Below are 12,138 nucleotides of genomic sequence, written 5' to 3'. Positions count from 1 at the left end.
GCCGAGATGGGAGATGGATTTGATTAGGCCGGATTGCCGGGTGAGCCGCGTTACGGGTGCGTCTTTATCTAAACTCAGATGCGTTCGCGCTTGGTTGTAGTATTTAGCGTAAGCTTTCAGACCAACCGAGTTAATCGAATTCGGGCTGGAGCCTTTCTCCGTAAGGCCGCGAGTTGATGACGCAGGAGTGTGATTTCGGCCTCGACTGCAGCGCGGCCTCGAAACAGGTCCCGAAAGGCAAGAGCCAAAATCTTGAGAACATCAAACACGATCACAGGCGATCATGAGCCGCCAAATGCTGCGAATCTGTTGCTGATAGAGTTTTCGGTAGGGACAGGTTTGCTTTAGATCTATTTCTGTCCATCAAGATAGGCTTGCGCCTCGATTCTTCTGATGTGATTTGGCGGCAGGCTAACTAGAATCTCCGCAGCCGCTATCGCCTCCGCCGAGTCGTCGGCTGCTCGCGCTCTAACGAACTCCGATTCGGCTATTTGCCAGGGTGTAAAGATCGGCAATGTCCGCCGCATGCGAACCGCCTCATCAGCGAACTTGCGCGCACCTTCATGATCGCCCTGCTTGTAAGCTACTTCGGCGCGCCAAAGCAGAGCATCGGCGCGCCAGGACTGACTTAGCCCTTCTAACGACGCGGAAAGCAGACGTGCCGCCTCTTCCACATCGCCGGTCTCCAGTAAGATCCGTGCTTTAATCGTGTTCGCTCGTTTTGTCGCGCCATGCTCCGGACCCAGCTGATCGCTCATACGTTCAACGACGTCGCTTACCAATATGCTTGCTAGCTCGGGCTCGCCGCTTTGCCAAAGCGCTGCGGCTTTGTTAATCTCAAGAGCAAGTCGCGTAAAGTTTGTCGATGGAATAGACTCGCGCGCGACCGCAAGTCCTTCGTTCACGGCATTAAGGGCGTGGTTGATTTCACCCAATTGCAGATTCAATCGGGCTATGTTGTTGAGGGACGTTGCGATCTCAGGGTGGTCGTCGCCCAGCCTTTCTTTTTTTAGCTGCAGGCACTTTTTATTCGCAGATATGGCTTCGGCGTGCCGCCCAAGCGCAACATAATCAAGTGCAAGGTTGCATCGCGTTCGAATAAATGAGGGCACCATCAAAAGACCGTGGCGCTCGGCGATTGCTAACGCGGTTTCCCTATTTTGGGCGGCGGTCACGTAGTCTTCCGCCGCACGAACAACCATTCCCAAACTTGCCAGGCTTTTCGCGTATTCAGGACTCGCGTCACCATACAAGTCGCTATAGATGGCGAGAGCTTGCCGTCGGTGGCGCAACGCCTCGTCAATGTTTTTTGCGCCGCCCTTCTGCGCGAGATTCATGCTCAGACAAAAATGCGTGTCAGCCAGAGCTTTCTCGTATAAAGACCTAAGCGCCTTAAGTTGTTTCAAAGAATTCCTGCAAAGGGTGATCGCTTCGTCCAGTTTGTTATAACTGCGATACACCGCTGCAATTGCATTCTGCGCTCCGACGAGTTCAATGTTCGGAGGTTTGTATTCGCCTTGTGCGTATTCCAGGACTTCAGTGCGCATTTGCAGAGCGCGTTCGTATTCACCAACGCCAAAATACCCGGACGCAATTACAGCCTTTATTTCATTATAGATACCCGGCGCACTGCTTAATTCATTGGCGAGACGATCGGCGGAATCGTCCATGACTTGTCGCAAGGTCACTGGCTTGACGCCCGCCTCTTCAGGGTCGACCTCTTCAAACATGTTCTTTACGAACGCAGCAACGGCTTCCGCCCGCGCCGCCTGTCGTGTGGCGGTTCGATATTGCCAGGATGTGGTGAACAGTCCTGCGGCCAAGGTTAAAACGATAAGGGAGAACGACGCGATAATCAGCACATTACGACGTGTAAACTTCAGCATTCTGTACCCGGCGGTTTGCGGCAAAGCTGAGATCACATGATTTGATTGATAGGCTCTCAAGTCAGCTTTCAGGGCATCAACGCTCCCATAACGATCAGTTGGCTCGCGGGCGCAGGCCTTTGCAGCAATTGCCGCCAATTCCGTATCGGATTTCTCCTTAACAATGAGGCGTTCAAACAAACGACCAAGCGAGTAAATATCGGCCGCAACGCTTGGTTCGCCCGACGTGATTTGTTCAGGCGCTGCGTAATTTCGTGAATAGCCGCGCGGGGCGGAGGAAGGCGTTGCTGCCGACGGTCCGATCAAGCGTCCTACGCCGAAATCCAGCAGGCGCAGGCGTCCGTCGCTAATAAAAATATTTGAAGGCTTTAGATCGCCATGAGCTATTAAGGACCTGTGGCAGAAGGAAACTGCGTTGCACAGATCTGTAAAGAACCGGAGTCTGCCATCGTCATTGACATCTTCCAATGCGACATCGAATGGTTCTCCGTCGATAAACTCCATGATGAAATAAAGGCTGCCGTCCGGCGCCATTCCTGCGTCGATAATGCGAGCAATATTTGGGTGTTCCAGTGTTGCGAGATAGCGCCGTTCGCGTTCGAACATGTCACGGCGTTCGGAACTCGCCATTCGAGCCGGCAGGATCTTGATCGCAACACTCTGCTCAAAGGCGCCATCGGCGCGCTCGCCTCGATAGACTGCGCCCATGCCCCCACGCCGCACGAAGTGAGTTATCTCATAGGCGCCAAGTCGCTGGCCGATAAGCTGGTTTCGGTCGGCGGTTCTGAAAGCGGTCATCAGCGCCGGAGCTGACTGGTGTACTTCGCCGGGCAGAGTCTCCTCGTCCGCTACAAATGACAACAGGCGTCTCATGCGCTTAGCGAGTGCGGGATCGTCGTTTTCCAGTTCTACAAGCAAGGCGCGCCGGTCGCTGTCGCCAAGATCAAGGAGCCGGTCCATCAGAACTTCAATTTCGTTCGCGGAATGCGCCGTCATCCTTCTTGTCCCAATTCTAGCTTTCGATCCTGATTAACGAAAAATTAGGTCAAGAAGCGACAGCTAGCTGCTTGGCGTGAGCTCTTCTTGCAAAAACGCGCGCGCCTTAATCCAGTCGCGTTGGACTGTTCGCTTTGAAAGGTTGATCGCTTTGGCCGTCTCGTCATCGTCGAAACCAGCAAAAAACTTGCATTCAAAAATACGCGCCAAGCGCTCATGTTTCTCGCGCAGCCTCGAGAGGGCGTCGTTGATCTGAAGCAGTTGTTCAGCCTCGGCGTCTATTTGTCCTGTGTTTGCGTCAAGTTCGATATGCACCGCGCCGGCGCCTCTTTTTGCAGCCAGGCGCGACTTCGCATAGTCGATGATAATGTGGCGCATCGCCGTCGCGGCGATCGCGAGGAAATGACCGCGGTCCACCGGCTTGTAGGCGCCGTGCTTCAGTTTGAGATAAGCCTCGTTCACCAGCGCCGTGGTTTGCAGCGCATTATCAGTGTCGCGCTTGGCGAGTTGGATGTGAGCAAGCTTGTGCAGCTCGTCATACAACAGGCTGACTGCGTCGTCATACGCCGCAGCGTCGCCGTCGCCGATTGCAGACATCAATTTTGTTATGTCATCGGCTGTTTGAATGGTCGCTATCCCCCGAACGTCTAACAAAGCCTATCAAAAAACCTCGATATTTCCAAAGCTTAGAAAAATCCCCGGAATTTTTCGGGAAACCATGTCGCAAAAGGGACGCCGTTCTCGATTCTTTGATTGACGGGTGTGACGCCCAAGCAGGCGTTCCGGCGCAGATCTCCATCCCGGCGACCTGCGCGCCCGGCGATGAACGGGGAGAGAAATTTGAGGCGGATTATTCTGACAGTCTTGGCGCTGGCGGTCGCTGGGTGCGGCCAGTCCGGGGGGGCGAACGACGAGCGGCAATCAAGGGCCGGCCTGCCGGCGGCCCGCGAAAACTCCGCCAGAGCCGGGTTCACGCCAGCGCGGATCGACGGATCAATCGCCGCGATCATCAATGGCGAAAAGCGGGACTGGCTCGTCACGCACGCAACGGTGGACGGCAAGATCAAGAGCCGCAGCCGATGGAATGGCAACGTCGGCAAGGCGGCCATTGTTACCCTATTTGGTCACTTGAAGCCGACGATTGACCGGCGCGGCGAAGGCGAAATCTTGCTGCACTTTATTATTCCGGACATCGATCAACCTTACGTGTTGGCGTCGGAAAAAATCGACTATTTTCCCGACGGCATCGTCAATAAATGGTCCTCCGAGAATGGCGGCGCCGTCAATGTCACGATCGATAAAGTCCAGCGCGAGGGCGAAGACCTCATCGTCAAGGGCGCCTTCTCCGGGACCGTCGCAGCCCCGGAGAAAATTTTGGCCGAAACGCCTGACGAGATGAAGCGTTTCGAAATCAGCAACGGAAAATTTGAAACACGGATCATCGCGCGATGATCTGTGCCGTCCATTCCTTTTTCAGCACGATGGTTCAGGCGCCCTTGCACTATATGCGCCTCACCCTCCGGGAGAATATCTCATGAATAAAATTCGCTTTGGCGCCGTTCTGATCGCTGTATTTGCCGTGATGGCTTCGGTGTCGAAGGCGCAAGACTTGCTGCTTCATTTTCCGATGGAAAGCGCTGATGACGGCCTGGGAAAACCTTATTCACGCGAAGGCGGAGCGGTCGCGGTGCCAGGAAAGGTCGGGAAAGCCCTGAGCTTTGACAGAGAGGCGGTTCTCGCGCTGCCGTTCAACCTCGATCACCAGGATTATCCGCAAGTCACCGTCACCGCCTGGGTGAAACAGGAAGACGGCGCGAGCGGTTCGCGCACTGTCTTTCACTCCGGCAGCACCGCAGGGCTTTCCTTGGCGGTCAATGGCGGCACGCTCGCCATGCGTACGGGCGGGCCGGGCGTTTCTTATTCTGGCGACAAAGTCCCGAATGGCGAATGGGTCTTTGTCGCCGCCGTGCTTGATACAGGCGCTGGAATTGCCCGGCTCCATCAAAATGACGGCCCGCCGACAATCAAGGACGGGCTCAATATTAATACAAAAGAGCCGCGAAAATTTCTGGATCCGGACGACCCCGAAGCCGGCAAGACGCCCTATGTCTTTGTCGGCGGCAACGACTTCAAGACGTATTATGGCACTACGAGAGACCTGGCGATTGATGACGTGCGGGTTTACGCTAGCGCCTTATCGCCAGATCTCATCGACGGACTCCGGCAAGGCGCCGGAAAGCAGCGCCGCACCGTGTCGCAAATTCCCGAGGGCATCGCCAATCCGGAAATTGGACGGCCCCGCAATGCGCCTGACCTCGACCCTGATGCAAGTTCCGGCGACGCGCAAACCGCCGAAGCTATCGGCGAGACCGAGAAGAATGATGCAGGGGAAGAAGAGTCAGGCAATCTTGGCAAGAGGCCGGGTCGCACGGTGGAGCCGTTGCCGGGCGATCAGTTCGATCCGCGTTTCCTGCCCGGCGATCAGTTTAATTGTCGGGAAATTACTGTCGATGAGCGCGAATTCGCCAAGCTGCCAGGCGATCAGTTCGATTCCGCACTGCTGCCCGGCGATCAATTCGACCCTGCGGCTCTACCCGGCGATCAATTCGTTTGCAGTCGGCTGCCCGGCGATCAGTTTGAAAATACGCAATTACCCGGAGACCAATTCGCCTGTCGGCGTCTTCCGGGCGATCAGTTCGAATGCAAGGCTCTTCCGGGCGATCAGTTCGATAGGGCGGATCTGCCGGGGGATCAGTTCCGCTGCGGTGCGCTGCCTGGAGATCAGTTTGAGACATCAACGTCAGTTGATCGGTTCGCGTGCGTTTCGCAGGGTGACCGACAATTTCCCGATGACCCGCCCCTCAAGAAATCGAGTGGGGCAACGGGCATGACGCAGCAGGGGGAGCGGTCCGTCGGTCAGGTTCCGGACGATATGAAGAATACGGATATCGGCGCGCCGTCCCAGGCGCCGGAACTTGAGCCGACGGACGAGCGTTCTGTTGGTCATATACCGGACGAAATTGAAAACCCGGATTTGAGCCGCCTGCCGACTGGCGCGCCGGACCCGCAATATGACTCGCCTGAGGCGGCAGAGGAAGCTGCACGCGAGCGAGAGGAAGCTGAAGCGGCGGCGGAAGAGGCGCGCGATCACCAGCAGGGCCTGGAGGCGGCCGGCAAACCCCGGCCGGTGGGGGAGCCGAAGTTTTCCGGCCTCACGGGTTATGAGGGCGAAGATACGATAAGGATGGATCTCCGCAACGAATTTCTGAACCATATCAGCTGGTGGGAACGCACCAATCGGCCATGTCGGATAGGACTCAACATTGGTCGTCAGACGCGGGGGTGCGGCAGCTATTCAGAGCACAGCCACAAACAGGTTAGCCTGAACCAGGATCCTCAGGATCTTTTCGGGATCGGCTCTATCGAAGTTTGCTCATCTTTCAACGGCAATAAACGCATGAAAGGCCTACGGATATCCGGCGACAAGATAAACAAAGATGGATCCACAACCTATTGGCCCAATGTTCACACGGACACACGACCGAATTGCGGGGAATGGCACAAGGCCGTTTTGTGTCCGTCCGACACGTTGGCGACAGGGCTGATCGTTCATTGGAATGAACATGGGCTTATGTCCACAAAGGAAATTGTCGGCCTGCAGCTGATTTGCCGCGAAATCGGCCTGAGATAACGGATGGGCGCAATGATCAATGAGTTGGCCAAATCCGGGATGAAATATCGCAAGCATCTTGCCTGTTGCAACGCCTTGGCTTTCTTCGCAGGCGTTGCATTCCTCGCCGGCTGCGGCGGCGAGCAATCCGCGACCGGCAACGCGGCGCGCGATGCGGATAGGCGACAAGCATCCGAAGAAACAACCGATGCCTCAGCGCCGGAACCGACCGGCCCGGCCTATTACGTCGATGCCTTGCTGAACCCCTGCAGACAGATCACCGAGGCTGTCGCACAGAGCTTGTTGAATGTCCGAGAGGTTGTCGCCGACGCCAGCAATAGGAGACAGGGGAGCGCCAATCCGCGCTGTTCCTATCGCGACGCGGAGGGGCTTGGAAGAAACGTCTCCGTGGTCGCGGTCATGACGCCCTATGAAACATTCAACTCCACCATGCCGGTCGATGACTTGCTTGCACTCGCCGATCTGAATTACGGCCAGCCGAGCGCGCCCTATAAGCCGGCCGATTTCGGCCCCGGCGCGCAGCGCTTCGTCGCCGAAACGGATGACAGCGTGACGATGTTCGTCATGACCGGTCTTGGCGTCGCCGGCGGCGCCTATGATGCTGAAACGATGGCCGCCGAAGCCGCATTCGCCGTGATTCTGCAAGATCCGGCGCGTACGGCCGACGAGCGTCTCAGCCAGGCGCGCAATCTCGCCATGGAATATAATTCCGCCTTGATCAACGCCGCCAAGCCGCGGTGACGTCTCCGCAGACGACGCTTTCACGCCAAACCCGAAGGGGAGACGACCATGCGTAAACTGATTTTATCGACAGTCGCCGCGATGCTTTTCGCGCCCGCGGCGAACGCGCAAACCGCCGCCGAAATATTCGAGACCATGCAACAGCGCGAGGCGGCGCGCATGAACGGAATCGAGGGTTTTTTCATTCGTGAAACGACTGGCATCCCCAACACGCCTGACGCGTTTCTTTATTTCGAAGCGGTCAAGGGCGATGCCGGGGGAACGATCGGTTTTCGGCAAGTCAATCCCGGCGAAGCCGCCATGAAGGCGATGGATCAAATGGGACCGGTTAATGGAGGGGGTTATGGAATGGGCTCCATGATGGCTCACGCCGGCTTCACAATGTACAGCATTACCGGCGAGGTCGTCTATTTGATCGCGGTTTTAGAGGCGGGCCGTCAGGGACGTACGCTCACATCCGATGAAAAAGAGAAACTGATCGTGTTCGAGTTGGGGCTGAACGCCATGGCGGAGGGTGTGAAAGAGGCCCTGGTCGATGATCCGGAAAAGCAGATACAGGTGGTAAAAGACACAGCGTCGGACGCAAAAGAGTTCGCTGCGCAAGCGGACTTTGTGAACGCCGTCAGCGCCGACGGGCATGAAGCCTACTTTTTGTTTCAGGATGGCCTCAACGCAACGCAAGAAGCTGACGGCGTTGACTACACCATCAATTCCGTCGGCTTGCTGATTGACAAGGACCGTCATATTGCGCTTGGCATGCGGTTCGACGGCGTCGCCAAAAGGAAAGGCAAGTCCGAACCGTTCTTCATTCAACGCATCGACCGCAAGCACCAATATCTGAAAAGCATGAATGGCGGCGATACGACGATGCTCATCCCTCATGAGACGACGATGACGCTAGGCCTGCCGAGTATCAGTAAGAAGGACCAGAAAGATCTGGCGAAGGCGAGAAAGGATCTCGCCGAGGCGCGGAGGGAATTTGAGCAAAACAGGGGTCAGTTAGATGCGCTGCCGGCAAATCAGAGAGCGCGGTTTGAAGAAATGATGGAAAACGCGCTGAAACAGGCCGAACGACAGGTCCGACTGCTGGAAAACAAGCAAACGATGCAGATTACGAAAACCGTCGTCGATGCGCGGGCGGGATCGGTTGCGCAATATGCCGAATGGTTAAAAGAGGAGATCAAGAAAGAGGATGCAATCACTCGCGCGCAATAGGCTCTGGATGCGGCACGGAAACAGCCGCGGCGGCGTCCGCGCCGGACGGCGAATAAGCCACGTGACGCTGCATCAAACAAATCTTCGCAAGCCGACTGGGAGGAGATCGCCCGAACGCAAGCGGAATTCTCTTGTTAATTGCCGGTGTGTGATAGCGGAATTGGCAATGCACTTAACTTACTCCAGGAAATGAGTGATCGATCTGTTACATGTTTAGTTCCCAGAGTGTAGGAGTTGAATATGGCGATTGCCAAAGCAAAGGAAAACCATATTCCTTGGAACAAGGGAAAACTTGTCGGCCAAAAGACACCGCTCAAGCCGCAGGAAGCATGGGCAATCCGGGTGCGCCTGCAACTTGGCAATAATAAGAGGGATCTTGCGCTCTTCAATTTAGCGATTGATAGCAAGCTAAGGGGCTGCGATCTCTTGCGAATACGGGTTTCAGATTTACGAATAGGTGGCGAAATTCGAAGTCGCGCGAAGATGCTACAAAGCAAGACCGGAAATCCAGTTCAATTTGAGATGACAAAGTGTACGCGTGAAGCCATTGACGAATGGAGCAACTTTAAGAAGCTACGCTCACACGATTGGTTGTTTCCAAGCAGAAAAGATCGAAACAAGCATCTGACCACACGGCAGTACGCAAGACTGGTCCAACGATGGATTGGATAGATAGATTTGCCCCGATCATCGTATGCGACTCATTCAATGAGAAGAACCAAACCGACATTAATCTATCGGAAAACTGGAAATCTGAGGGCTGTCCAATTGTTGTTAGGCCACACGAAGATCGACAGCACCGTTCGGTATCTAAGCGTGGAAGTCGAAGACGCATTGGCGCTCGCCGAAAGTATAGAGCTTTAGTGTCGTTTTGTCGCTGCAAGTATGAAAAATTACTGCAAGTAGCCATTATGGAGCATGATGGTCGGATGGCTAACGACCGCTAAGAGGATGTTGGCGACGTAACTGCTTTTGTTTTGGATATCCTCTTTTTGCGCTGAGCTAGACGCCTTTCGCCACATATTCGGCGTTTCCCCGAGGGGCTTTTGGCGTCATCAAACAGGTGCGGCCTGAAGGTGGCTTTCTCCGGCCTCCCTCTCTTGCGGTCGGAGCTGACCGGCGGGCGTGCGTTTGCGTTGGGCTTGCGTTCCGGTTTCACGGTGGAGCAGGGCGGTCGGATGCGCGCCGCCGCCTGCCTTCCTTGGCGGCCGCCCGCCGGCCCGGCTCGCAAAAACCGTAAGGATCCTATCCAGATCGAAGACTTCGTCTATACGCTGAGAAACCGTATCGAGCGGTGCTTCAACAAGCTGCGCAGCTCACGCCGCCTCGCGACCCGATACGACAAAAGCGCCGAAAGCTATCTCGGCTTCATCCATCGCGCCTCGATCCGGCTCTGGTTTCGGCACTTCGTCAACAGTGCCTAGTCAATGTCCGCCATGAGCCATAAACGTCATGCAGACTAAGATAGATCTTGGCTACTTAATACCTGCAATAAAGTGACTATTCTAGTAATAGCAGAAGGTGGGGCGTCTCTTCAAAAAAGACCCGCGCCGCTCGGAGGGATTGGGGTGGCGCGAACCTTAGTTCCGAGGGCTTATTATTGGGCGAAGGGAAGCTCCCTTCACATTAATGACGACGCAGGTCCGAATTTACTCCAAATCGAGCAAATGCGACTTAGGATTGCGTCGCTGTTATGGGCGCAAAGACGGATGAAGCGCAGTTCCGTTCCAAGCTTTAACTGTTCGACCGGTGATTTTTTTGCTCTCGTTGCGCGCACGCCTCAATTTGTGTCCTTTAAGCCAACCAATTTGTTAAAATGCCCAATGATGCATGGAAATTCCTTGTTCCCCTAGGCGGCTGCAATCTACGATGCCGCCTTTCTGAGGAGGTTAAGCGCGCGGTTGCGAAAGTCGAAGTCGATAAGTCGTAACAAAACGGCCGTCGGGAAAGGTGACTCGTCAGTCACCGCCGACAACCGCCTTGACGACCTCTATCGCGCGCATTTCGCCGCCCTTGTCGCAAATATCCGGAAATCATTCGGGTCCGGACCGCCCGAACCAGAAGACGTTGTCCAATCGGCATTTGCTAAATACGCCGCTCTCGAGAACCCGCAGGATATCAAGGATCCGCGCTCCTTCATTTTCATCGCGGCACGTAACCTGGTGCTCGACGCCAAGCGCTCCGGCAAGGTCGCCGACGCCTATATCGCCGAGCAAATCGCCCTCGACGCTGAGCTGCGGTTGGAAGAAATTACGCCCGAGCGCGTCGTAGTTGCAAAAGAACGGTTTGAGACATTGATCGCGACCATGCAGGAATTACCGCATAAGCAGCAGGTGATCCTCGCGATGAGCCGTGTTGAAGGCAAAAGCTATCGCGAGATCAGCGAGGAAACAGGATGGTCCGCCGGCGATATTAGCCGGAACATGAATGCTGGGATAGCGGCGCTCGTGGTTGCCTTGAAGCGACAAAAACGATTGGCGCTCAGCAACGGACGAAGGAAGTGAATTAGGAATTCATGACGGAAACTGTCGACCATAACGAGGACGGCCTCTCTAAAGAGGAAGCGCTGGAGCGCGATGCGGCCGAATGGTTCACAACTTTGCATTCGGGCGAAGTCACGCGTGAGATTCGCGAGGCCTTCGAAGTGTGGCTCCATGGCGACCGCGCTCGCAAAATCGCCTATCGCGAATTCGAGCAGGTCTATCGCGACCTCGACTATGTCGCGTTCGAAGCCGGCGTCGATCTTGACGAGGCGCTTGACCGAAAGCGCGGGCTCGCCGTGCTGATCGCCGACTGGCTGCGCAAACCTGCACTCGCCGTCACATTGGCGCTTGGCGTGATCGCAACTGTCAGCGTCATTTCCTATACGGCGTTGTTTGCGCCGCCATCGACGTCGGCGCAGGTCGCAACGTCCGACTACGCGACCGGGCTTGGCGAAATCCGGGACGTCACCCTCGAAGACGGAACGGTCATTACGCTTGGCGCGAAATCCGAAGTTACGACCGATTTCACAGCGACCGCAAGGCGCGTGACACTGCTAGAAGGCGAGGCGTTTTTCGAGGTCACGAAAGATCCGGGCCGGCCGTTTTTCGTGGCAGCCCAGGACACGCTTGTGCGCGTCGTCGGCACAAAATTCGACGTCAAGCGCAGCGCCGAGATCGTCCATGTGTCGGTTCTCGAAGGCGTCGTCGAGGTGATGAAGCCGGACAATATTGAGCGAATGATCGATAGCGGCGAGGTCGCCGATATTGGAAAACAGGTGCTGATCGCCGGCGAGCGCGTCTCGTCTGCGCGGCGCGTTGCGCTGCCTGAAGTCCGGCAGGTCGAACAGGCGCCGCCTGGCGCCTGGCGCGAGGGCCGGCTCGCTTATGAGGATGCGAGCCTCGCCGAAATCGTCGCTGATCTGAACCGCTACTATGATAAGCCGGTCCGAATTGCATCGTCCGATGTCGGGGATTTGCGCTCGACGCTCGCCTTCCAGACCTCTGACGTCGATCAGTTCTTTGATGTGGTCGAGTCGATCCAGCCGGTCAAAGTCGATCGGACAGGCTCGCGGGAAATCGTCATCCGTCGCCGCTGATCGAAATGGCTCGCGCTACGTTATGAAAA

8 protein-coding genes and 2 pseudogenes are annotated in these 12,138 nt (G+C 55.9%); 8 read left to right on the top strand and 2 right to left on the bottom strand.

Features of this window, described 5'->3' with window-relative positions; all coding sequences use genetic code 11:
- Positions 1–350: 350 nt before the first annotated feature.
- Positions 351–2,882 (bottom strand): tetratricopeptide repeat protein, encoded by a 2,532-nt coding sequence (locus CW354_RS01725; RefSeq protein ID WP_104828312.1) that lies wholly within the window; start codon positions 2,880–2,882, stop codon positions 351–353.
- Between the two features lie 63 nt (positions 2,883–2,945).
- Positions 2,946–3,536 (bottom strand): ECF-type sigma factor, encoded by a 591-nt coding sequence (locus tag CW354_RS01720; RefSeq protein WP_279303112.1) that lies wholly within the window; start codon positions 3,534–3,536, stop codon positions 2,946–2,948.
- 210 nt (positions 3,537–3,746) lie between these two features.
- On the opposite strand from CW354_RS01720, the gene CW354_RS01715 reads away from it, so the two are divergent.
- The 8 genes and pseudogenes from CW354_RS01715 (at position 3,747) to CW354_RS01680 (ending at position 12,109) form a co-directional block, all read left to right on the top strand.
- Complete coding sequence (locus CW354_RS01715) at positions 3,747–4,334, top strand: hypothetical protein (RefSeq protein WP_104828310.1); 588 nt, start codon at positions 3,747–3,749, stop codon at positions 4,332–4,334.
- Positions 4,335–4,416: 82 nt separating this feature from the next.
- Positions 4,417–6,573: a LamG domain-containing protein gene (locus CW354_RS01710; RefSeq protein ID WP_104828309.1), complete on the top strand. Its 2,157-nt coding sequence runs from the start codon at positions 4,417–4,419 to the stop codon at positions 6,571–6,573.
- A gap of 12 nt (positions 6,574–6,585) precedes the next feature.
- Positions 6,586–7,314 carry a DUF3558 domain-containing protein gene (locus tag CW354_RS01705; RefSeq protein ID WP_165793477.1) on the top strand — a complete coding sequence of 243 codons (729 nt, stop codon included), beginning with the start codon at positions 6,586–6,588 and terminating at the stop codon, positions 7,312–7,314.
- A gap of 159 nt (positions 7,315–7,473) precedes the next feature.
- Positions 7,474–8,529, top strand: a complete 1,056-nt coding sequence (locus tag CW354_RS01700) for a DUF4132 domain-containing protein (RefSeq protein ID WP_133162120.1) — start codon at positions 7,474–7,476, stop codon at positions 8,527–8,529.
- A gap of 240 nt (positions 8,530–8,769) precedes the next feature.
- Positions 8,770–9,393, top strand: a pseudogene (locus CW354_RS01695) (tyrosine-type recombinase/integrase).
- Positions 9,394–9,740: 347 nt separating this feature from the next.
- Positions 9,741–9,953: pseudogene (locus CW354_RS01690) on the top strand (IS5/IS1182 family transposase); the annotation flags it as partial.
- A 477-nt stretch (positions 9,954–10,430) separates the two neighbouring features.
- The gene (locus tag CW354_RS01685) at positions 10,431–11,033 is read left to right on the top strand and encodes an RNA polymerase sigma factor (protein WP_165793476.1); all 603 of its coding nucleotides are present in this window, start codon (positions 10,431–10,433) and stop codon (positions 11,031–11,033) included.
- An 11-nt stretch (positions 11,034–11,044) separates the two neighbouring features.
- A complete protein-coding gene (locus CW354_RS01680; RefSeq protein WP_104828304.1) occupies positions 11,045–12,109 on the top strand; it encodes a FecR family protein in 1,065 nt (354 codons plus the stop codon).
- Positions 12,110–12,138 lie beyond the last annotated feature (29 nt).

Origin of the sequence: Hyphococcus luteus, from assembly GCF_002943565.1 — a bacterium.
Lineage (GTDB): Bacteria > Pseudomonadota > Alphaproteobacteria > Caulobacterales > Parvularculaceae > Hyphococcus > Hyphococcus luteus.
Note: the sequence above shows the minus strand (reverse complement) of the source record. Positions and strands in the feature narration are given on the sequence as shown.

What these genes read in the sequence shown, in the direction of transcription:
- CW354_RS01680 (WP_104828304.1), top strand. Translation starts at nt 11,045, where the DNA reads ATGACGGAAACTGTCGACCATAACGAGGACGGCCTCTCTAAAGAGGAA.
- CW354_RS01710 (WP_104828309.1), top strand. Translation starts at nt 4,417, where the DNA reads ATGAATAAAATTCGCTTTGGCGCCGTTCTGATCGCTGTATTTGCCGTG.
- CW354_RS01725 (WP_104828312.1), bottom strand. Translation starts at nt 2,882, where the DNA reads ATGACGGCGCATTCCGCGAACGAAATTGAAGTTCTGATGGACCGGCTC.
- CW354_RS01700 (WP_133162120.1), top strand. Translation starts at nt 7,474, where the DNA reads ATGAACGGAATCGAGGGTTTTTTCATTCGTGAAACGACTGGCATCCCC.
- CW354_RS01705 (WP_165793477.1), top strand. Translation starts at nt 6,586, where the DNA reads ATGATCAATGAGTTGGCCAAATCCGGGATGAAATATCGCAAGCATCTT.